The organism is Arthrobacter tumbae, assembly GCF_016907495.1.
In the GTDB taxonomy this organism is placed as follows: domain Bacteria; phylum Actinomycetota; class Actinomycetes; order Actinomycetales; family Micrococcaceae; genus Arthrobacter_D; species Arthrobacter_D tumbae.
The window spans coordinates 3130303-3151200 of sequence record NZ_JAFBCC010000001.1; the positions used below are offsets into that span (position 1 = coordinate 3130303).

20 protein-coding genes and 1 tRNA gene are annotated in these 20898 nt (G+C 64.6%); 13 read left to right on the forward strand and 8 right to left on the reverse strand.

What is annotated here, in order from left to right; all coding sequences use genetic code 11:
- The first annotated feature begins 62 nt into the window (after positions 1–62).
- Together JOD47_RS14805 and JOD47_RS14810 are read left to right on the forward strand one after the other, a co-directional pair.
- Positions 63–569 (forward strand): RNA polymerase sigma factor, encoded by a 507-nt coding sequence (locus JOD47_RS14805; RefSeq protein ID WP_307836317.1) that lies wholly within the window; start codon positions 63–65, stop codon positions 567–569.
- A gap of 1 nt (position 570) precedes the next feature.
- Positions 571–1968 (forward strand): hypothetical protein, encoded by a 1398-nt coding sequence (locus tag JOD47_RS14810; RefSeq protein ID WP_204535398.1) that lies wholly within the window; start codon positions 571–573, stop codon positions 1966–1968.
- A 73-nt stretch (positions 1969–2041) separates the two neighbouring features.
- Here JOD47_RS14810 and JOD47_RS14815 read toward each other — a convergent pair whose 3' ends face one another.
- Positions 2042–2923, reverse strand: coding sequence for a potassium channel family protein (locus JOD47_RS14815; RefSeq protein ID WP_204535400.1), 882 nt, complete (start codon positions 2921–2923; stop codon positions 2042–2044).
- Between the two features lie 80 nt (positions 2924–3003).
- Here JOD47_RS14815 and JOD47_RS14820 point away from each other — a divergent pair, with 80 nt between their 5' ends.
- Complete coding sequence (locus tag JOD47_RS14820) at positions 3004–3735, forward strand: ion transporter (RefSeq protein WP_307836319.1); 732 nt, start codon at positions 3004–3006, stop codon at positions 3733–3735.
- A gap of 11 nt (positions 3736–3746) precedes the next feature.
- Positions 3747–4223 carry an NUDIX domain-containing protein gene (locus JOD47_RS14825; protein ID WP_204535402.1) on the forward strand — a complete coding sequence of 159 codons (477 nt, stop codon included), beginning with the start codon at positions 3747–3749 and terminating at the stop codon, positions 4221–4223.
- Here JOD47_RS14825 and JOD47_RS14830 read toward each other — a convergent pair.
- The 7 genes from JOD47_RS14830 to JOD47_RS14860 all read right to left on the reverse strand — a co-directional run bounded on the left by JOD47_RS14830 (position 4220) and on the right by JOD47_RS14860 (position 11783).
- Complete coding sequence (locus JOD47_RS14830) at positions 4220–4936, reverse strand: alpha/beta fold hydrolase (RefSeq protein ID WP_204535404.1); 717 nt, start codon at positions 4934–4936, stop codon at positions 4220–4222. The genes JOD47_RS14825 and JOD47_RS14830 overlap by 4 nt on opposite strands.
- Before the next feature lie 75 nt (positions 4937–5011).
- Positions 5012–6151 (reverse strand): bifunctional 2-methylcitrate synthase/citrate synthase, encoded by a 1140-nt coding sequence (locus JOD47_RS14835; RefSeq protein ID WP_204535406.1) that lies wholly within the window; start codon positions 6149–6151, stop codon positions 5012–5014.
- A 46-nt stretch (positions 6152–6197) separates the two neighbouring features.
- On the reverse strand, positions 6198–7103 hold the full coding sequence (prpB, locus tag JOD47_RS14840; protein ID WP_204535408.1) for a methylisocitrate lyase: 906 nt from the start codon (positions 7101–7103) through the stop codon (positions 6198–6200).
- On the reverse strand, positions 7104–8621 hold the full coding sequence (locus tag JOD47_RS14845) for an MmgE/PrpD family protein (RefSeq protein WP_204535410.1): 1518 nt from the start codon (positions 8619–8621) through the stop codon (positions 7104–7106).
- Positions 8614–9291 (reverse strand): GntR family transcriptional regulator, encoded by a 678-nt coding sequence (locus tag JOD47_RS14850; protein ID WP_204535412.1) that lies wholly within the window; start codon positions 9289–9291, stop codon positions 8614–8616. Before JOD47_RS14850 ends, JOD47_RS14845 begins: the two co-directional genes overlap by 8 nt.
- A gap of 139 nt (positions 9292–9430) precedes the next feature.
- Entirely contained in the window at positions 9431–10147 is a 717-nt protein-coding gene (locus JOD47_RS14855; RefSeq protein ID WP_307836321.1) for a response regulator, read from the reverse strand.
- Positions 10140–11783, reverse strand: coding sequence for a sensor histidine kinase (locus tag JOD47_RS14860; protein WP_204535414.1), 1644 nt, complete (start codon positions 11781–11783; stop codon positions 10140–10142). The genes JOD47_RS14855 and JOD47_RS14860 overlap by 8 nt, the downstream gene beginning before the upstream one ends.
- 172 nt (positions 11784–11955) lie before the next feature.
- Here JOD47_RS14860 and JOD47_RS14865 point away from each other — a divergent pair, with 172 nt between their 5' ends.
- From JOD47_RS14865 to JOD47_RS14905, 9 genes are all read left to right on the forward strand, one after another.
- Positions 11956–13386 (forward strand): cation:dicarboxylate symporter family transporter, encoded by a 1431-nt coding sequence (locus JOD47_RS14865; RefSeq protein ID WP_204535416.1) that lies wholly within the window; start codon positions 11956–11958, stop codon positions 13384–13386.
- A gap of 242 nt (positions 13387–13628) precedes the next feature.
- The gene (locus JOD47_RS14870; protein WP_204535418.1) at positions 13629–14516 is read left to right on the forward strand and encodes a ParA family protein; all 888 of its coding nucleotides are present in this window, start codon (positions 13629–13631) and stop codon (positions 14514–14516) included.
- A gap of 15 nt (positions 14517–14531) precedes the next feature.
- On the forward strand, positions 14532–15449 hold the full coding sequence (locus JOD47_RS14875) for a segregation and condensation protein A (protein WP_204535420.1): 918 nt from the start codon (positions 14532–14534) through the stop codon (positions 15447–15449).
- Positions 15433–16092 carry an SMC-Scp complex subunit ScpB gene (scpB, locus tag JOD47_RS14880; RefSeq protein WP_307836322.1) on the forward strand — a complete coding sequence of 220 codons (660 nt, stop codon included), beginning with the start codon at positions 15433–15435 and terminating at the stop codon, positions 16090–16092. Before JOD47_RS14875 ends, scpB begins: the two co-directional genes overlap by 17 nt.
- Before the next feature lie 23 nt (positions 16093–16115).
- Entirely contained in the window at positions 16116–17258 is a 1143-nt protein-coding gene (locus JOD47_RS14885; protein WP_204535424.1) for a pseudouridine synthase, read from the forward strand.
- Positions 17259–17261: 3 nt separating this feature from the next.
- The gene (locus JOD47_RS14890) at positions 17262–18374 is read left to right on the forward strand and encodes a prephenate dehydrogenase (RefSeq protein ID WP_204535426.1); all 1113 of its coding nucleotides are present in this window, start codon (positions 17262–17264) and stop codon (positions 18372–18374) included.
- Between the two features lie 44 nt (positions 18375–18418).
- Positions 18419–19117 (forward strand): (d)CMP kinase, encoded by a 699-nt coding sequence (gene cmk, locus JOD47_RS14895; RefSeq protein ID WP_307836323.1) that lies wholly within the window; start codon positions 18419–18421, stop codon positions 19115–19117.
- 18 nt (positions 19118–19135) lie between these two features.
- Positions 19136–20668 (forward strand): ribosome biogenesis GTPase Der, encoded by a 1533-nt coding sequence (gene der / locus JOD47_RS14900; RefSeq protein ID WP_204535430.1) that lies wholly within the window; start codon positions 19136–19138, stop codon positions 20666–20668.
- An 87-nt stretch (positions 20669–20755) separates the two neighbouring features.
- Positions 20756–20829: transfer RNA gene (locus JOD47_RS14905), tRNA-Pro, on the forward strand.
- Positions 20830–20898: the final 69 nt, after the last annotated feature.

Below are 20898 nucleotides of genomic sequence, written 5' to 3' on the forward strand. Positions count from 1 at the left end.
ACTCCTTCCCCCATGCCGGAAACTAAAGGGGTATGGACAGGACACATACACCAGGGGGGACAGTGTTGCAGCGATACGACGACGTGTACGCGGCGCTACACAGGGAACACCGCGACCGCGTGTTTTCCTTCATTCACCGTCGGGTCAGCAGCCGGGAAGCATCAGAGGAACTGACCAACGACGTGTTCCGGATTGCCTGGCAGCGGAACCCGCAAGCCTCAGACGTCACGCCGGCGTGGCTTCTTACCGTCGCCCGCAACGTCATAGGCAACGAATACCGCCGCCGGGAACGGGCCGAGCACCTCATGGAGCGGGTACGGGAGTCGATTGTCATTGCCGCCCGTGCCGGACACGGAGCCGGGCAGCAGGCGGTTGCCGACTCATTGCTGCGGCTCAGGGAGAAGGAACGCGAAATCCTCCTTCTCGCCTATTGGGATGATCTGTCCACCACAGAGATCAGCGAGGTGCTGGGCTGTAGTCCCTCCGCCGCCAAGGTGCGCCTGCACCGCGCCCGCGCCGCATTCGCACAGATGATGCCTGCCGCCCTCATGGCAGAAGAAGGAGCCTGAAATGGACCGCATAGAGAACCTGATCCGGGGCCTCGACCCCGTGCGCGCCGAACGGGAATCCTCCGATTCACCCACTGAAGTCATCGCTTTCCCGACCGAGAGTGGCCAGCAGGAATCCGGAGCCACCATGAACACCGAACGCATAGACAGCGAAAGCGCCGCCCGTGAGACTGAGAACGACGGGAGCGACGCCTTCAACGATGACCGGCCGGTCGTCGTCCCGTTGCGTCGCCGTCGCAGGACGGCAATGATTCTCGCCGGTGCCGCCGCCGCGGCAGTGGTGGCGGGCGCCGTCGTCGTCGGCGGTTCACTGGGTGCCGATTCACCGCTGCCGGCGGGAACCACCGACCCCGCACCATCGGTCGAACCGACCCAGGAAGCAACCGCTGATCCGTCGCCGTCAGCGGAACCAACCGCCGAACCAAGTGTCGAGCCGAGTGCCGAGCCCAGCGCGGTGCCGACAGGTCCTCCGGCGGACGAGGGCTGTCGGGTGCAGGATGTCGACCGGATCGTGGAACAGGGCAGCGACTTCATGAGTCTGACCCCCTTCGCGGCTGATCCGGGCTCCTACGAAGTCGTCGGGTGCACCGATGACTGGATGACCATGGAGTTGACGGACGCGGGCTTTGAAGCCAACCCACAGGACGGCGGCAACGTCTGGTACTACGTCGCCCGACGGGCCGACGGCCAGTGGCGGGTCGAAACTGCGGGCTACAGCGCGCTCACGAAGTGGGAATTCCTCCCCGTCGTAGAAGGCAGTACCCCTCAAGAGGTGATGGACCAGCAGTTTATCGACGCGGGCATCCCGGTGGAGCTTCGCCCGGAGCTGGTGGGGGATGGGCCCGGTGCATCCCAGGCAGGAGCCCTTCGTGAGATCGTGCAGTCTGACATGGCCGTGAAGTTCGAGCTCCCTGAGGGCTGGTCAACCATGGGCGCGGCTGTGAGCCCGGTCAGGGAAGTAGGCGTCACCAATGCGGACGGCGATCCCGTGATGACGATCACGCGGACCTTTGAGAGCGGCATCGGAGGAGCGTGCAGCGGGGATCCGGTGCCGATCACAGAGATCTCGTCGACACCCGTAACCCTGCAGCTCCCCAGCGGGACGGCACTCGACACCAAGTTCGTCTACCGGGTCATCGAGACAGCAGATGGAGTGTATGGCTCTGCAGCGCTGGTCCTTGCGACCGAGCCGGCAAGTGGCAACTACTGCATGCTGTACAACGTCATCAGCACCCCCGAAATGGGATTATTCTCGATGGCGTCAGCCCTCATGATCGGGCCGGATAGCCTTGGTTCGCTTCATAACCACGCGAACCTCGAACAGGCACAGGCGTATGTGGAATCGGCTGAGTTCGAGGAGATGCTCGCGATCGCACAGTCACTGGAAATCACCGGCTAGCGGCTGTCTACCCTGCAGCCCTTGAGGCCTCGTGTGCTGTATGCCGGATACAGCACACGAGGTTTCATCCGTTTCATGAACTCCCGCGGTACGGATACCGGTGGTCACCGGCATACGAACGGAAGATGTCCTGTGTGGATTCGCCGTCGTGCTTGAACTCGTCCTTGAGGAAAGCCGCAAGCGAATCGAGCGCATCATTCAGGAGGGCGCCGGCCGTCTGCAGTGTCGGCTGAGCAGAACGGCTCGCCTGGTCAGCGAGGTCCACCGCGTAGGACAGCGAGGCCGGGAGCGAAAGATCTCCGTTAGCTTCCCAGAAGTAGTAGGACTCCGAGGTCTGGGTGAGGTCAACCCGAATCTGCACGAGATCGGCAACGAGTGTCTCCAGCGTGTTGGTGACTGCGGCAGCATCCAACTGCTCCAGCCGGGTAGCATAATCCGCTTTCTGGAGCAGCGAGAGCCGGATCGCCAGCGCACGGCGCTTGCCCAGCGCCGGGTAGATCTGCATGAACCAGGAAACCGCGGCCGTCAGCAGGGCGAAGCCGGTCAGCGCCTCCAGGGGAGCCAACAGTCGAATCAGGGGATCTGTTGCGATGACATCTCCGTATCCCAACGTCGTCAGGGTAACCATGGAAATGTATAGGGCCTCAGCGGCGTCGCCGTAACGGGCTGGATCAAGGCCCGGAGAGTAGGCAAACCCGTGCGGCACATGCGGATACAGCAGCAGTGCCCAGCCGATTGCCTGCAGGGCAGCCCAAAAGAGGATCACACAGACGAGCGCGAGCGGCCCGGCAATCGAGGCGCCCCGGTCTCCCAGACGCCGCATGATCCTCCAGACGGCCGCCACACACAATCTGCTGAGGCGTCCACGACCGCTGGGGTGAAGAAGCGTATGAAACACCTCGACCAGTCCAAGCAGGATCACCAGAACGCCGAGGACAGACAGCAGCCACAGCACTACGGTCTCCTGACTCGTCGGGTTCGTCGGGTCGGAGCAGTCTAACCGGTTCAGCATGATCGCGTGGAAAGATGGGCGAGGTGAACGACTCTCAGCTTCCCTCCTCCGAATCGCCCACTCCAGGGGACAGCCTGACCGCCGCCGAAATGCTCGCCCGCCGCCTCGATCGTCCGATGGGCGTGCTCGGGCTGGTCTTCCTCTTCGTGGTCCTGGGCCAGCTCCTCGCAACCAACCCGACACTGGTGTTCGCACTCAGCATCGCGGGCTGGGTCTTCTGGGCAGTGTTCGTCGCCGAATTCATTCTGCGTGCGTACATCGCCGGGTTCAGCAAGGCGTTCTGGAAGAAGAACTGGTGGCAGGTGATCTTCCTGCTGGTGCCATTCCTCCGGTTCTTCCGTGCGCTGCAGGCGGTGCGCCTGCTGCGGCTGACGCGGGTGGCACGGGTCGGCGGAATCCTCTCCGCAGGCATCCGGGGTTCGCGCTCGGCTGGAAAGCTGCTCTCCAGCCGGATCGGCTGGATGGCAGCCGTGACCGCCGTCGTCATTCTGGCGACGAGCCAACTGTTCTATGCGACCGGAACCCACACGAATTACGGCGAGGCGCTCTTCGAAACCGCAATGGCCACCATCACCGGCAGCGGAATCACGCCGCACACCGGCTTTGCCCGCGTCATGCAGGTTGTGCTCGCTGTCTATTCCATTGGTGTCTTCGCTACGCTCGCCGGCTCGCTGGGCGCATTCTTCCTTCGCGAGGACGACCGGCGGCAGACCACACCGGACGGCGAGATCAACCCAGCGAGCGGCCACGACTAAACTTGGCTCGCATGACCCCCCGCCGAGTTGCGCTCTGTTTCCTGTTCCGGCACACGGATGCCGGCCGCGAAGTGCTCCTCGGACTGAAGCGCTCCGGATTCGGAACCGGCCGGATCGTCGCCCTTGGCGGCGGCCTTGAACACGGAGAAACTGCGGCAGAAGCCGCCGCCCGGGAGGTTCAGGAAGAATCCGGCATCGTGGTTGAGGTGGCGGATCTCCTTGAGCTCGGCCCGGTCCGATGGCGTTTTCCGGCCAACCCCGCACTCGACATGGATGCAGTGGTCTTCACAGCCGACCGCTTCATCGGTGAGCCGGCCCTCACAGATGAGATCGACCCCTGCTGGTACCCGGTTGCGCAGGTGCCCTGGGAAGGCATGTGGGAGGACGCCAGGCACTGGATCGGTCACGTACTGCGTAGCCAGCCGCTGAACGTCACCGTTACTCTCAACACCGACAACGAAACGGTGCGGGCGGCGGACTTCGCTTAGCCCCCGGCAGGCCGCGGGCCGTCCACCGCAGCCAGAATCACTTCCGCGAGCTCTTGTGGCCGCGTGAACTGCGGCCAGTGTCCGGTTGGCAGGTCGACGTACTCCACGTCCTTCATCCGGCTGAGCTCCGCCACGTAGGGATGGCCCTGCGCAACCCACTCCTGCAGCTGGGCAGAGGGGAACTCGCACGCAATGATCGTGGCCGGCACGTTGTAGCGCCGCTCATTGCCCAACTCCTGCGGTTCTGAGGCGACACCCTGAGGCTGGGGAATTGCCCGGCGGCGGAAATCGGCCCGCAGGTCCTCGTCCAGATCCACGAGGTCTTCCTCATCAAAAAGCTCCCAGGGCGGCAGCGGAATCCCGTCACCCTCCACCGGCAGTTCGTCGTTGATGACACCGCCCTCTCCGAGCGGGCCGCTGTCCACAAAAATGGCCCGTGCTGTGCGTTCCGGGCGAGCGTCTGCGACGCCGTGGATGATCGCCCCACCGCCGGAGTGTCCCACAAGGACAACCGGACCTTCCACAGCATCCACAACGGAGACGACGGCGTCGATATGGGTTCGCAGGCCGATGCCCGCGCGCGGTGCATCCACAGCTTCCAATCCTGGAAGCGTCAGCGGATGAATACGATGACCCGCCGCGGTGAGCGGCGGCGTAACGTCAGACCACGAAGACGCGTCCAACCAAAAACCGGGAACCAGGATGATATCCATGTCCGGAACCCTACCCGTCCAGCACTGTGCGGTGAATGGATGGGACCGCAATTGCGGACAGATTCGGTCCGCGGGTTAGGAGAGGTGGCGTTCCTCCGGCCCGTTGTACGCGGCCAGCGGCCGGATCAGCGAATTCGCCGCGCGCTGCTCCATGACGTGCGCAGTCCACCCGGTGATCCGGGCGGCGATGAAGAGCGGGGTGAACATCTCGGTGTCGAATCCCATGAGGTGGTAGACCGGACCGCCCGGGTAGTCGAGGTTCGGCTTGATGCCCTTGGCCTCCTGCATGGCCGTTTCGAGGCCCTCGTACAAACCGAGGATCTCCGGTCGCCCATAGTGCTTGATCATGCCATCGAGGGCCGCTTTCATGGTGGGCACCCGGGAATCACCGTTCTTGTACACGCGGTGTCCGAAGCCCATGATCTTTTTCTTCTGGGCGAGGGCATCGTCCATCCACGCCCTGGCACGAGTTGCCGCCTCCTCGGCGGTCTCCTCCTCGCGGATACCGATCTCCTCGAAGGTATGCATAACGGCCTCGTTGGCGCCGCCGTGCAATGATCCCTTGAGCGCCCCGATAGCTCCGGTGACCGCGGAGTGAAGGTCGGCCAAGGTGGAGGTGATGACACGGGCGGTGAAGGTCGATGCATTGAAGGAGTGCTCTGCGTACAGGATCATCGAGGTGTTAAAGGCCTCGACGACTTCCGGCGCCGCCTCTTCACCGAAGGTCATCCACAGGAAGTTGGCGGAGTAGTCCAGATCATCGCGGGGTTCTAGCGGCTCGAGCCCGTGGCGGCGCCGCTGGTCATAGGCGACGACGGCGGGAAAGGCAGCGAACAGCTCCACCGCTTTCTCCAGTTCAGCCTCGCGCGACGAATCCTCCGCCTTCGGGTGGTTCGCTCCAATGACCGACACAGCGGTGCGGCTGACGTCCATCGGGTGGCAGCTGAGCGGCAGCAGATCGATGGCGGCCTTCACGTTGTCCGCCAGCGCACGGGATGAGCGTTCCGCCGTCCGGAAGTCACGGGCTTCCGATTCGGTCGGAAGCTCACCGTGCCACAGCAGCCAGGCGACGTCCTCGAAGTTCACTGCGGCCGCGAGCTCCTGAACCGGGTACCCCTGGTAAAGCAGCGAATTGGTTTCCGGGTTCACCTTCGAGATTGCCGTGGTGTCCGCGGTGACGCCGGCGAGGCCCTTGTAGATCTGGGGTTCGGTCATGCCTTGACTCCTTCGTCTGTGGAAATGTGGGTGTGCCGGGTTCGGCTCAGCGTCCGCCGGGAACCTGGAAGTTGAACACCGAGGTGTCGAACTGGTTATACGCTTCGTAGTCGACGAGCTCGTAGAGTCTGGTGCGGGTCTGCATGGAAGTAACAGCGCCCTGCTGGGTGCCGTCGGCTTTGATCGTTTCCAGCGTACGCTCCGCCGCCCCAATCGCACTACGCAGCAGTGTCACTGGGTAGATCACCATGTTGACGCCCACGGATTCGAGGTCTGCGATCGAGAAGAGCTCGCTCTTTCCGAACTCGGTCATATTCGCCAGGATCGGCACATCGACGGCGTGACGGATGGCCTCAAACTCGGACAAGTCGCGCATTGCCTCCGGGAAGATGGCGTCCGCGCCGGCGTCAACGAGGGCCTTTGCCCGATCCTGGGCTGCCTGCAGCGTGTCGGTGCCGCGGATATCAGTCCTCGCCATCACGAGGAAGTTGGGATCGCGGCGACCGTCGGCAGCAGCGCGGATGCGCTTGGCGGCAGTGTCAGTGTCCACAACGTTCTTGCCGTCCAGATGGCCGCACCGCTTCGGATTGAACTGATCCTCGATGTGGCAGCCGGCCAGGCCGGCGTTCTCCAGCTCCTGCACCGTCCTCGCGACGTTCATCGGTTCGCCAAAACCGGTGTCCGCGTCCACCAGCGCAGGGAGGTCAGTCATGCGGGCCATCTGGCCGGCGCGTGTGGCAACTTCGGTCAGGGTGGTGAGTCCGATATCGGGCAAGCCGAGGTCGTTGGCGAGGACGGCTCCGGAGATATAGACGCCGTCGAACCCCTTGTCCTCTATCAGGCGTGCGGAAAGCGGGTTGAAGGCTCCGGGGAACTGCTGGATGCGGCCTGAGGCCAAACCGGCGCGCAGCGCCTCGCGCTTCTTCTCCGGTGTGATGGAGGAATACAGCATTTAGAACAGTCCTTTCGGTGCTTCTGTCGGAAGGACGCCGACGGCGGCAGTCAGGTTCAGCTGGTCAAGCTCGCCGGACGCGAGGAGGGGGAGCCGCTGGACCGCTTCGAGGAAACGTTCAACTTCCGAGTCCTCCACAACTCCGTCGGCGAGGGTGCGTAGTTTGGCGATGTACTGCTCGCGTGCGAAGGGGCGGGCACCCAGCGGGTGGGCATCAGCGACGGCAATCTCGTCCGTGATGACGGTTCCGTCAGTGAGAGTGATTCCCACCCTGCCGCCGAACGCCTTCTCGCTGATGTCCAGGGAGTGATAGCGCCGGGTCCATTCGGCATCCTCCACCGTGGTGACTTTGTGCCAGAGCTCGACGGTGTCGGGGCGCGAAGCGCGTTCCGGCGTGTAGGAGTCGATGTGGTGCCAGCGTCCGTCCTGCAGTGCGACCGTGAAGATGTACGGGATCGAGTGATCGAGGGTCTCACGGGAAGCCGTGGGATCGTACTTCTGCGGGTCATTGGCACCCGAGCCGATCACGTAATGGGTGTGGTGCGAGGTGTGAATCCGGACGGACTCGACCTTTTCAGGATCGGTGACGTCGGGGTGTGCGGCGTGAAGCCGGCGCGCCAGGTCAATCCATGCCTGTGCCTGGTACTCGGCCGAGTGCTCCTTGGTGTACGTGTCCAGGATGGCGCGCTTCGATTCACCGGGGACGGGCAGCGGAACCTCATAGCGGGCGTCGGGGCCGTCGAGCATCCACGCGATCACGCCGTCCTCGCCCTCGTAAATTGGTGTGGGGGAGGTCTGCCCGCGCATGGCCCGGTCCACGGCTTCCACGGCCATCTTGCCGGCGAAGGCCGGTGCGTGGGCCTTCCACGTCGAAATCTCTCCCTTGCGTGACTGGCGGGTTGCCGTCGTTGTATGCAGCGCCTGCCCGACCGACTGGAAGATCGTCTCGACGTCGAGGCCGAGGAGGGTGCCGATCCCGGCCGCCGCGGACGGACCGAGATGCGCAACGTGGTCGATCTTGTGCTTGTGCAGGCAGATCGCCTTCACCAGGTCCACCTGGATCTCGTAGCCGGTGGCGATGCCACGCAGGAGGTCGGCACCGGTTGCCCCTGTGTGCTGCGCGACCGCGAGGATCGGCGGGATGTTATCTCCCGGGTGCGAGTAATCCGCGGCGAGGAAGGTGTCGTGATAGTCGAGTTCGCGTACGGCGACCCCGTTGGCCCAGGCAGCCCACTCAGGCGAGGACTTACCGTCGATCCCGAAGACCGTTGCTCCGCGTCCGTTGACGGAGACCGGATGGCTCAGTGCCTGTGCCCGGGCGGCTTCGATCGGCGCGCGGGAGAGGGACGCGACGGCCACGGAGGCGTTGTCGATGATGCGGTTGATCACCATGTCGGTCACGTCGTCGTCGACTCCGACAGGATCGACGGCCACTTCGGCGATCTTCCAGGCCAATTGGCCGCTTCGGGGCAGGTTTTCCTCGCTGCGGTGCACTCGGACGGGGTGTAGCTCAACCATGGGGTATTTCCTCTCGGACGGTTTTCGCGGTGCTGTCTGTTCGGGCGGCCAGCAGGTACTGCAGGCTGTTGTGAAGATGGACTTTGGTCGAGGCCACGGCCAGGTCAGCGTTGGCCTGGGCAATGGACCGGGCGATCTGCGCATGTTCGGAGGCCGACGCCGTCAGGCGTGCAACGTCGTCCTGGGCCAGCCGGCGAACGCGGCTCAGGTGGGTGCGCAATTGCCGCTGAGCCTGAAGGAGGTACGGATTCGCGGCGGCTGCGTCGATTGCTGCGTCGAGTTCGGCGACCAGCCCGTAGTACTCCTGGCGTCCGCCGTCGGACTCCTGTATCAGCGAAGACGCCGATTCGAACCGGCGGGTCAGTTCGCGGAAGGTCCGTTGGTCCGCATGCGTTGCAGCGAGGGCGGCAGCCGTGCAGTCCAGGGAGATGCGGACGTCGAACAGCCCGGTGATCTTCTCCAGCGACACCTCGCTGACGATGACGCCGCGTCCCGGATGCGGAGCCGTCAGTCCTTCGGCGGTCAGCCGCGAAAGTGCCTCACGCAGTGGTGTGCGGGAGACACCGAGCCGGGCTGACTGTTCGACTTCCCCGAGTACGGTGCCCGGCCCCAGCCGCCATTCGATGATGTCAGCGCGCAAAGCCTGATAGGCGCGGTCACTGGCCCGCATCTGCCTGCTCCACCGCTCGTCCCACCGCTCCAATGTATACAGGAAAGACGAACGGGGCAACGTATCGCTTCTTTAAGGCGTGCTTTGTATACACAAACGACGACGGCGGTACTCGGCCGAGGTTGACGGACCTGGGTATTCAGCGGTTCCAGGTGTACTCGAGTTCAGGCCGGCCACGCGTGCCGTACCGGGGCATCCGGCGGGCCGAGCCGCTGTCGGCGAGATGCTCCAGGTAGCGCCGCGCGGTCACCCGGGACAGTTCCAGCGAGGACGCGACTTCCACTGCAGACACCGGCGCGGGCGCAGCCGACAGGAAGGAAACGACGGCGCGCAGTGTCTCCTCGGACAGCCCCTTCGGCAGGGCACCCTGCGACGGCGGACGCAGCGCTGCGAACGCGTTGTCCACTTCAGATTGTGTGGTGGAGGAGGCCTGCGCGTGCAGATTTTCGCGGAACAGCCGGTAGTTGCCGAGCTTCTCGCTGAACGCCGAGTAGGTGAAGGGCTTGATGAGATACTGCACGATTCCAGCTGAGATGGCCGAGCGCACTACGCCCAGCTCCCGTACCGCGGTGATGGCGATAACGTCCACGCCGCTGCCCGAACCGCGGATCCTGCGGATGATGTCGAGACCATGGAGGTCGGGCAGGTTCATATCGAGCAGCACCAGATCGACGACGGCGCCTCCCGCCCCGGATTGCCGGCGCAGCATCGAGAGCGCCTCGGATCCGGTGCCGGCGATACCGGCAAGGTCAAACCCTTCGAGGCGCTTCACATACAGCGCGTGAGCCTCCGCCGCGATGGGATCGTCCTCCACCACCAGTACCCGGATGGGCTGAGTGCCAGGCCGGTCAGCCACGGGGACCCTCCCCGTGCGCTCGCAGGCCGGCCGGGTCTGCGCCTTCCAGTGCGGACGGTCCGGCCGGGAGGTGGACCGTGAAGAGGGCGCCGCCGTCGTTGGTGACCTCAATGGTGCCGCCGAGCCGGTGCACAGCCTGCCGAACCAGTGCCAACCCGAGACCCCGTGTTCCTGCCGCGCCCTTTGAGCTGGAGCCCAGCGTGAAGATCGTGCCGAGCTGCGCGTCACTCAGTCCGGGTCCGCTGTCGCCGACCTCGATGCCGACAAAACCTGCGTCGTCGCCCGCTGTGTAAATCGACAGCGAGACGGACCGGTCCGCGGAGGAGGCCGCGGCGTCGAACGCGTTGTCCAGCAGGTTGCCGATGATCGTGACGAGGTCCCTTGGATCCATGCCGCAGGTTTCGAGGGTGCCTGCAACATCGATGTCCAGGCGCAGCCCGCGCTCATTGGCCTGCGCCGCCTTGCCGACCAGCAGCGCGGTGATGAATGGTTCGTCGATGGCCGCCACCACCTCATCGGTGAGCTGTTGCGACTGCTGAAGATCCCGGGTCGCGAACTCAAGGGCCTCGGTGCGGCGGTCAAGTTCGATCAGGGACACGATGGTGTGCAGCCGGTTGGCGTGCTCATGGGTTTGCGCCCGGAGCGCTTCGGTCAGCGTCCGCATGGTCTGGACTTCATCCGAGAGGGCCTCGAGCTCGGTGTGGTCCCGGATGGTGGTCACCGTTCCCAGGGGCTTCGTCCCAGACGCCGGGACGGCCGGCTCCTGGTTGACCACCAGGACGCGGTCATCGGTGACATGGATTTCGTCGACCGCGCGGCGACCGCTGGCCAGCAGCTCGCGGATGGAGGGAGAGAGGCCGACGCCGGATGCCGGCCTGGGCTCGCCCGGAGCCGATGGCTCCAGGTTGAGCAGCGCTGCGGCCTGGTCGTTGTAGAGCACCAGATCGCCGGAGAGATTGGTCAGCACCACCCCGTCGCGCACCGAGTGCAGTACTGAATCGTAGAAAACAAACATGCGGGCGAGCTGTTCGGTGCCTAGGCCGAGTGTTGCCCGGCGGAGGTGGCGGCTCAACACCAGGGACACGATCGTTCCGGCAGTGAGCGCACCCGTCGCGATAAGCCAGACGAGCGGCAACTGCGCATTGCGCGCAATGGACACGGTGTCCACGGTGACGCCGGCCGAGACCAGGGCGGTGACGGCGTCGTCCGGAGTAGTGACCGGGACAATCGCACGGACTGATGGACCCAGTGTCCCGGTGAACAACTCGACGTGAGGGTCTCCGCCAAGCGCCTGGTCGATCGATCCGATGTACTGGCCACCGATTTCACTGGTGTTGCGGTGGGTGTAGCGGGTGCGGTCGGTGTCCATGATGGTCACAAAATCGACGCCGAGCTCATCCATCACCTCTGCCGCGTAGGGCTGCAGGAGCTCCGGGGGATCCGGTGACTGCACTGCTTCAAGCACGAAGGGGTCATTGGCGAACGTCGTGGCGACTGCGAGCATGCGCGCAGATGCGGAGTCGAAGGTGTTGTCCTCCGCATCAAGATAAAGGACCCAGGAAATGGTGGTGGTCAGCGCGAGGACGAAGACGAGTTGGCCGATGAAAAACTGACGTGCCAGGCTCCAGTTCCTCACTCGGTTCACGCTCCTCTCACCTGCGACGACGCCCCGATCTTCGGGCAGCTGCCCCTTGTGGTTCACGGACCGGCGAACAGTATGAACGCAATGGTGACCGGCATCACTCTAGCGCCCACGATGGTAATGAACCGGCCATTGGGCCGCCTACCAGCATAAGGAGTAAACGTACATGGCGAAGATGCCTGCACAGTCTGCCGCTTCGGTCGACAAGCCCCGCAAGAGAGTGGACAAGACCCACTTTCTCTACATTGCCGTCATCGTCGCCGTGATTGCCGGCGCAATCCTTGGCCTCGCTGCACCCGAGGTGGCCAAATCCCTCAAGCCCATCGGCACCGCCTTCATCGGTCTGATCAAGATGATGATCGCCCCGATCATCTTCTGCACGATCGTGCTGGGCATCGGGTCCATCGCGAAGGCGGCAACTGTCGGCAAAGTCGGCGGTCTGGCCCTCGGGTACTTCATGCTGATGTCCACGTTCGCGCTGGGCATCGGCCTGGTGGTCGGAAATATCGTCCAGCCCGGTGAGGGCCTGGACATTTCCGGCGCTACCTATGAGACGGAGAGCACGGAAGCTGAAGGAACCGCTGACTTCCTGCTCGGCATCATTCCGGACACCCTGCTGTCCTCGCTGACCGGCACCAGCATCCTCCAGACGCTGTTCGTCGCCCTGCTGGTCGGTTTCGCCCTCCAGAAGATGGGAACGGCCGGCAAACCGATCCTGCGCGGCATCGGCCACATCCAGGCGCTGGTCTTCCGCATCCTCATCATGATCATGTGGCTCGCGCCGATCGGCGCATTCGGTGCCATCGCCGCCGTCGTCGGTGAAACCGGTGTCCAGGCCATCGTGAGCATGTTCACCCTGATGGCCGCGTTCTACGTCACCTGCATCATCTTCATCGTTGTTGTCCTCGGCGGCCTCCTCAAGATCGTCACCGGCATCAACATCTTCAAGCTGATGAAGTACCTGGGGCGCGAGTACCTGCTCATCTTCTCGACTTCATCCTCGGAAGCAGCGCTGCCCCGCCTGATCGCGAAGATGGAGCACCTGGGTGTCTCCAAGCCGGTTGTCGGCGTCACGGTCCCCACCGGCTACTCCTTCAACCTTGACGGCACCGCAATCTACCTGACCATGGCGTCGCTGTTCGTTGCGTCCGCCCTCGGTACCCCGCTTGCGCTCGGCGAACAGATCTCCCTGCTGGTCTTCATGATCATTGCTTCGAAGGGTGCTGCAGGCGTCACCGGCGCCGGCCTGGCCACCCTGGCAGGCGGTCTCCAGTCGCACCGCCCCGACCTCGTGGACGGCGTCGGCCTGATCGTCGGCATCGACCGCTTCATGTCCGAGGCACGCGCGCTGACCAACTTCACCGGCAACGCCGTTGCCACCGTTCTGATCGGCACCTGGACCAGGGAGATTGAGCGCGACCAGGTGGACGAAGTGCTCGCCGGCCGCCTGCCCTTCGACGAGGCGACCATGACTGCCGGTCACTTCGAAGATGCCAAAGCGGACACCGCCGAGGACGGAGCAGAGACCAAGACCGACATCGCGGAGTCTCACATCTCCGACCGTCGCGAAGAGGACAGGGTCGGCGCCAACCGCTGATCCCCTCGTTGAATTCGCAGGACACGCCCCTTTGGCAGACTCATAAGGGGCGTGTCCTGCTGTTTCAGTGCGCCGAACGCCAACCGGAACCCTCAAGCTTGAACCTCAACTTGAGACTCAAGGCTCGCGCACGGCGTGTGTCGCATTTCCACGGCTCCAAGGGGGAGCGGTTGTAACGTGGGGAAGCAAGCGAGCAGTAACTTGTTACTGGACAAGCACTAGACGGAAGCGTGGATAGATACGTGAGTAGCGAACAGGGTTCCACAACTCTGAAGGACGCAACCGACTCAGAGATTGGCCCCACCGGACGTCCGGTCACCGAATTTCCCGAGCCGCCGGTGCTGGCCTCCCACGGCCCCGCCCGCGTCATCGCCATGGTGAACCAGAAGGGTGGTGTCGGCAAGACAACGTCCACCATCAACCTGGGCGCCGCGCTCGCCGAGGCAGGCCGCCGCGTCCTCCTCGTCGACTTCGATCCGCAGGGTGCGCTGTCGGCGGGCCTCGGAACCAATCCGCATGAGCTCGACGTCACCGTCTACAACGTCCTCATGGACCGCAAGGTCAACATCGAGGACGCCATCCAGCACACCGGCGTCGAGAACATCGACCTCCTGCCGGCAAACATCGACCTCTCCGCCGCAGAAGTGCAGCTGGTCAACGAGGTCGCCCGCGAGCAGGTCCTGGACCGCGCCCTCCGCAAGGTCGAAGACAACTATGACGTCATCCTCATCGACTGCCAGCCCTCGCTCGGTCTCCTGACGGTCAACGCGCTGACCGCGGCGCACGGCGTCATCATTCCGCTGATCTGCGAATTCTTCGCGCTGCGCGCCGTTGCGCTGCTGGTCGAAACCATCGAGAAGGTCCAGGACCGCCTCAATCCGCGCCTGCAGGTGGATGGCGTCCTCGCAACCATGTATGACGCGCGGACCCTCCACAGCCGCGAAGTCATCGCGCGTCTCGTGGAAGCCTTCGGAGACAAGGTCTTCGAGACAGTCATCAAGCGCACCATCAAGTTCGCGGACGCCACCGTCGCCGCTGAGCCGATCACCACGTACGCCGGCAACCACTCCGGAGCGGATGCCTACCGCAACCTCGCCCGGGAGCTCATCTCCCGCGGCGGAGCGCCCTAGCAGGCACCCCGCCTGATGGCGCAGGACGCTAACGACGACGACGACGGCGCCCCCCTCGCACTGCCGGAGCCGGAGAAGGCTGGGCGGTTCGAAGTCCGGCTCGAGAACTTCAATGGGCCGTTTGACCTGTTGCTGAGCCTCATTTCCAAGCATGAGCTGAACATCACAGAGATTGCCCTCGCAAAGGTCACGGACGAGTTCATCGGCTACATCCGGGCTTTCAGCGCCGCCGGCGACAGCTTTTCACTGGACGAAGCGAGCGAGTTCCTTGTCATCGCCGCTACCCTCCTGGACCTCAAGGCGGCCCGCTTGTTGCCATCGGGGGAGGTCGAGGACGAGGAAGATATCGCTCTGCTCGAGGCCCGCGACCTTCTCTTCGCTCGACTGTTGCAGTACAAGGCATTCAAGGAAATCGCGAGGCAATTGGGAACGCGCCTCGTTGAAGAGGCCGGACGGTTCCCTCGTGAGGTAGCGCTTGAACCACAGATCGCAGCGATGATGCCGGAGCTCACCTGGCGGATGTCGCCGTCGGACTTTGCAGCGATAGCCGCGAAAGCGCTGGAGCCCCGCGAGCCGGCGCCCACGGAGGTTGGAATCGGCCACCTGCACGCTCCGGCCGTCAGCGTCCGCGAGCAGGCCGACATCATCGGGCACCGCCTGCGGGAGCAGGGAGTCCTGTCCTTCCGGCAGCTCACCGCAGACGCGGACTCACTGGTCGTCGTCGTCGCCCGTTTTCTGGCCCTGCTGGAAATGTTCCGGGACATGGTCATCACCATGGATCAGGCTGTGCCGCTGGGGGAGCTGACCGTCCGGTGGTCGGCGGGGGAGCGGGACTGGTCGGCGGAGCGCATCAGTGAGGAATACGATCAGGACGTTCCGTCGGTTGCGGATGAGAACGCAGCAGGAGGAGGAGTCCGTGAGCGAGCGAACTGAAATCCCTGAAGGCGCTCGTGCAGAGCCGGAAGGAGAGCCTGTGACCGACGTCGCGTCCTTGCCCGGGGGAGTGCCGGCCGCCGTCGAGGCCGTGCTCCTTGTCGTTGAGGAACCCGTGACCGAGCTGCAATTGGCCACAGCGCTCGAAGTTCCCGTGCACCAGGTGCAGGAAGCACTTGCGGAATTGATGACCGAGTATGACGGCTATACTGGTCAGGGCCCGGAACCCGGACCAGCGCGGCGTCGGGGTATCGAGCTCCGAAATGTCGCCGGCGGGTGGCGGTTCTACACGCGCAGCGAGTTCGCTGCCGTCGTCGGACGGTTTGTTCTCGACGGACAGAGCGCGCGGCTTTCGCAGGCAGCTCTGGAAACCCTCGCCGTCATCGCTTACCGGCAGCCGGTATCACGCTCGCGGGTGTCGGCAATCCGCGGGGTGAATGTGGACTCGGTGGTCCGCACCCTTGTTCAGCGTGGACTTGCCGCCGATGTGGCTACCGATCCGGAGACCGGCGCGGTGCTCTACGGAACAACGCCGCTTTTTCTGGAAAGATTGGGCATCGGCACCGTCGCCGACCTGCCCAAGCTCTCTCCGCACCTGCCCGGACTGGAAAACCTGCAGGACTTCGATCACACCACGTACTGACGTACAACAGCTAAGGACTTTCAATGACACAGGCGCCCCGCTCCGGATCCGGAAGGAACCGCGACGGCCGTAACCCTGCCTCCGATTCCGCGGGTAAGCCCGCCAGGGACGCCGGTGACGCGAAGCCCGCGCGCGCAGGCAGGGGATACGACGGCCCCAAAAGCACCGGCGCTTCCAAGAGTGCAGGCGGTTACAAGGGAGCCCGCGCACCCAAGGGTGCCGGCGCGTCCAAGAGCGCGGACGGCTACAAGGGTGCCGGCGCGTCCAAGAGTGCAGGCGCAGGCAAGGGCGCTCCGAAAGCAGCGCGCAGCGGTCAGCGCGGTGCGTCTGCCGGGTCAGCGCCATTCGGCAAGGAGCGGTTCGGCCGCAACCTCGGCGCAGTACACCGCCCCCGCCGCCCGAAGGCTCCGCCGGTCGACCGGCTCGACGTGCACAATCCCGACGGCGTCCGCCTGCAGAAGATCATGGCATCCGCAGGCGTCGCCTCCCGCCGGGTGTGCGAGGACATGATCCGCGACGGCCGCGTTGAGGTGGACGGCACCATCGTGACCGACCTCGGTGTGCGCGTCGATGCATCGACCGCAGCGATCCACGTCGATGGCCTCCGTCTTCAGCTCAACGAGACCATGATGTACTACGCCTTCAACAAGCCCAAGGGTGTCGTCTCCACCATGGAAGACCCGGAAGGCCGCCCCTGCATCAGCGATTTCCTGAAGAACCGCAAGGGTGAGCGTCTCTTCCATATCGGCCGCCTCGATGTCGCAACCGAAGGCCTGCTGCTGCTGACCAACGACGGCGAACTCACCAACCGCCTGACGCATCCGTCCTTTGAGGTGCCCAAGACCTACCTGGTGCAGGTCCGCGGACCGATGGCCCACGGGATCGGCGCCCAGATGAAGGAGGGCATTGAGCTGGAGGACGGCATCGCCCGGGTCGATTCCTTCAGGCTCGTCGATTCCACTCCCGGGCATGTGCTCGTGGAGGTCGTTATCCACTCCGGCCGCAACCGCGTGGTGCGCCGCTTGTTCGATGCCATCGGGCACCCCGTCGAGCGCCTGGTCCGAACCCAGTTCGGTCCCATCCGCGTCGGCGACCAGCGCCAGGGCAGCATCCGCGTTCTCGGCCGTCAGGAAGTTGGGCACCTCCTGGCCGCTGTGGAGATGTAGCCGATGACCGTAACAAACGGCGGCACACACCTGTCGGGGCCGGTGCTGATCGTCGGCACGGGTTTGCTCGGCACCAGCATCGGGCTCGGTCTGCGGGCGCGGGGGATCGACGTCGTGCTGTCGGACATCTCCCCGTCCACCCAAGCCGTGGCGCAGGACATTGGAGCCGGCCGGCCGCTTGAGCCGGCTGATGCAGCGTTCGCGCCGGAACTCGTGGTTGTTGCCGCCCCGCCGGACGTCACCGGTGCGCTCGTGACTGATGCGCTGGCAGCGTATCCGGCCGCCGTCGTCGTCGACATTGCAAGCGTCAAGGACGCGGTGCTGAAGTCGGTAACGGAAGCAGCCGACGACGACGCCCTCCTGCGCTATGTGGGCACCCACCCGATGGCGGGGCGTGAGAAATCCGGGCCTGTGGCGGCCCGCGCTGAGCTGTTCACTTCCATGCCGTGGGTGATCTGCGCGTCGCAACGCAGTGCCCCGGAAGCGGTACGCACGGCCGAGGCGCTGGCAATCGACCTGGGGGCAGTCGTGTCGCGGATGTCCGCCGAGGAACACGACCAGTCAGTTGCGGTTATTTCCCACCTGCCGCAGGTCTTGTCGTCCCTGCTCGCGAGCAGGCTGCAGGATACCCCGGCCCACGCGCTGTCCCTCGCCGGAAACGGGCTGCGGGACGTGACGCGAATCGCCGCGAGTGACCCCCGACTGTGGGTTCAGATCCTGTCGGCGAATGCCGGCCGGCTGGTGGAGATTCTCTACGGGGTTCGCGAGGACCTGAACCGGCTCATCGGTACGCTCGAGAATCCGGTGGCAGAGGGCGCCCGCCTGGATATGGCACAGCTGATGGCCGAGGGAAACATCGGTCAGGCCCGCATTCCAGGCAAGCACGGCACCCCGCCGGAAGCCTTCGCCCGGCTTACCGTGCTGGTGGATGACGTTCCGGGGCAGATTGCCCGGTTGCTCACCGACATCGGGGAGACCGGAATCAACCTTGAGGACCTCCGGCTGGAGCACTCACCGGAGCGGCAGGTGGGCATGGCCGAGGTCTCGGTGCTGCCCGGCAAACGGCACGAGCTGACCGATTTTCTTACGAACCGCGGATGGAAGGTGGTCCAGTGACCGGCTCAGTGTCTTCCCCAGATTCTTCCTTAGTCTCTCCCGTAGTGTCTTCGACTTTGGCGCACTTCCGATTGGGCAAGTCACTCGTGGTGGCCATCGATGGTCCGTCCGGATCGGGCAAGTCCAGCGTCAGCCGGGAAGCTGCCCGGCGGCTTCACGCGGCGTACCTCGACACGGGCGCCATGTACCGCGCGGTCACGCTCAACTGCCTGGAAAAAGGCGTGGATTTCTCCGATGCCGGTGCAGTGGAACGAGCCTCCCGCGAACTCGACCTGTCCATCAGTACCCAGCCGGACACCGAGTTCGTCATGATCAGCGGAATCGACGTCACGGACGCCATCCGGGAACCGCGGGTTTCCCAGGCCGTCAGCGCCGTTGCCACCACGCTCGGTGCGCGCAGTGAACTGATTCGCCGGCAGCGCCAGATCATCGCCGACTCCCACCACCGCATCGTGGCGGAAGGCAGGGACATCACCACCGTCGTCGCCCCTGACGCGGAGGTCCGTATCCTCCTGACCGCAAGCGAAGAGGCGCGGCTGCGGCGGCGCGGGGACCAGCTCGGCGGCACCCAGACCGCGGAGCAGCTGAAGCAGCAGGTCCTGGCGCGTGACGCAAAGGATTCCTCAGTGGTGAATTTTCAGCAGGCCGCAAACGGTGTGGTTACCGTTGACTCATCGGACCTGGACTTTGAGCAGACAGTGACAGCGGTGCTCGACGTCGTTCGCACCGTCGCCCACCAATAAAACGAAGGATCGCGAAATATGAGCGAGAACCAGACCGGACTTGAGGAAGAGTACGAGCCCACAGGCGAGGACTCCGTGACCGAACACATCCATGCCCTGGATGACGCGGAGGCTGAGCGTCGTGCAGAATCCCTGCGCGCCGGTCTGGAGGATTATGAGCTGGATGAGGAGGACGCAGCCCTCCTCGCGCAGGAGTTGGGCGATTACGACGACGACGCCCCAGTCCGACTGGATCCTGTCCTCGCGATCGTCGGCCGTCCCAACGTGGGCAAGTCCACTCTGGTCAATCGCATTCTCGGGCGCCGTGAGGCTGTCGTGGAAGACACCCCGGGCGTCACTCGTGACCGCGTCATGTACTCGGCCACCTGGAACGGCACCGGCTTCACACTGGTGGACACCGGTGGCTGGGAACACGATGCGCGCGGTATCCACGCTCGCGTCGCCGACCAGGCTGAGGCCGCCGTCGACCTCGCCGATGCCGTGCTGCTCGTTGTCGATGCAACGGTCGGCGCGACCGCGACCGACGAGGCAATCGTGAAGATGCTGCGGCGCAAGAAGAGGCCGGTCATCCTGGTCGCGAACAAGGTCGACGACATCCAGAACGAGGCCGACGCCGCAGCTCTGTGGTCGCTCGGTTTCGGCGAGCCGATGCCCGTGTCGGCGCTGCACGGGCGCGGTACGGCGGACATGCTGGACAAGGCCGTCAAGATCATGCCGGAGTTTTCCGAGCACGGGGGACTTGAGCGGTCCGGCGGCCCGCGGCGCGTTGCGCTGATCGGGCGCCCGAACGTCGGTAAGTCCTCGCTGCTGAACAAATTGGCGGGTACCGAGCGGGTTGTCGTTGACCCGTTGGCCGGTACCACCCGTGACCCGGTGGACGAGATGATCGAACTCGGCGGCCGCGTGTGGCGGTTTGTCGATACCGCAGGCATCCGCCGGCGCCAGCACATGGCGCAGGGCGCCGATTTCTATGCCTCGCTGCGGACGCAGTCCGCGCTGGAGAAGGCGGAGGTCGCCGTCGTCCTCCTCGCCGTTGATGAAGTACTGAGCGAGCAGGATGTGCGCATCCTGAATCTGACGATTGAATCCGGCCGTGCGCTGGTTCTCGCGTTCAACAAATGGGACCTGCTCGACGACGAACGCCGCCGCTACCTGGAGCGCGAGATCGAGCAGGACCTGGCGCACGTCGAATGGGCGCCGCGCGTCAACCTTTCCGCGATGACCGGTTGGCACAAGGACCGTCTCGTACCCGCGCTTGATCTTGCGCTGGAGTCCTGGGACAAGCGCATTCCCACCGGCAAGCTGAACGCGTTCCTCGGCGAGCTCGTTGCAGCCCACCCGCACCCGGTGCGCGGCGGAAAGCAGCCGCGCATCCTGTTCGGTACGCAGGCGTCATCGCGTCCACCGCGTTTTGTTCTCTTCACGACCGGGTTCCTCGATCCTGGGTACCGCCGGTTCATCACACGCCGGCTGCGTGAGACGTTCGGCTTCGAGGGGACCCCGATCGAGGTTTCGATGAGGGTTCGCGAGAAGCGCGGGCGCAAGAAGTAGCCACCGCAGGCCCTGTACCGGTTCGCCGGTCAGGGCGTCGATAGGATAGGATTCTTCAGGTGGTTCGGACGGTATGTCCGCGCCGATCGGGATGTGGCGCAGCTTGGTAGCGCACCTGACTGGGGGTCAGGGGGTCGCAGGTTCAAATCCTGTCATCCCGACAGATCAGCCCCGGAAACTCGTCGTTTCCGGGGCCTTTTTGTGTCCGGAACGTGCCGCTGGCGTAGCTG

What these genes read in the sequence shown, in the direction of transcription:
- JOD47_RS14845 (WP_204535410.1), bottom strand. Translation starts at nt 8,621, where the DNA reads ATGGTTGAGCTACACCCCGTCCGAGTGCACCGCAGCGAGGAAAACCTG.
- JOD47_RS14825 (WP_204535402.1), top strand. Translation starts at nt 3,747, where the DNA reads ATGACCCCCCGCCGAGTTGCGCTCTGTTTCCTGTTCCGGCACACGGAT.
- prpB (WP_204535408.1), bottom strand. Translation starts at nt 7,103, where the DNA reads ATGCTGTATTCCTCCATCACACCGGAGAAGAAGCGCGAGGCGCTGCGC.
- JOD47_RS14830 (WP_204535404.1), bottom strand. Translation starts at nt 4,936, where the DNA reads ATGGATATCATCCTGGTTCCCGGTTTTTGGTTGGACGCGTCTTCGTGG.
- JOD47_RS14835 (WP_204535406.1), bottom strand. Translation starts at nt 6,151, where the DNA reads ATGACCGAACCCCAGATCTACAAGGGCCTCGCCGGCGTCACCGCGGAC.
- der (WP_204535430.1), top strand. Translation starts at nt 19,136, where the DNA reads ATGAGCGAGAACCAGACCGGACTTGAGGAAGAGTACGAGCCCACAGGC.
- JOD47_RS14885 (WP_204535424.1), top strand. Translation starts at nt 16,116, where the DNA reads ATGACACAGGCGCCCCGCTCCGGATCCGGAAGGAACCGCGACGGCCGT.
- JOD47_RS14810 (WP_204535398.1), top strand. Translation starts at nt 571, where the DNA reads ATGGACCGCATAGAGAACCTGATCCGGGGCCTCGACCCCGTGCGCGCC.
- JOD47_RS14865 (WP_204535416.1), top strand. Translation starts at nt 11,956, where the DNA reads ATGGCGAAGATGCCTGCACAGTCTGCCGCTTCGGTCGACAAGCCCCGC.
- JOD47_RS14875 (WP_204535420.1), top strand. Translation starts at nt 14,532, where the DNA reads ATGGCGCAGGACGCTAACGACGACGACGACGGCGCCCCCCTCGCACTG.
- JOD47_RS14890 (WP_204535426.1), top strand. Translation starts at nt 17,262, where the DNA reads ATGACCGTAACAAACGGCGGCACACACCTGTCGGGGCCGGTGCTGATC.
- JOD47_RS14850 (WP_204535412.1), bottom strand. Translation starts at nt 9,291, where the DNA reads ATGCGGGCCAGTGACCGCGCCTATCAGGCTTTGCGCGCTGACATCATC.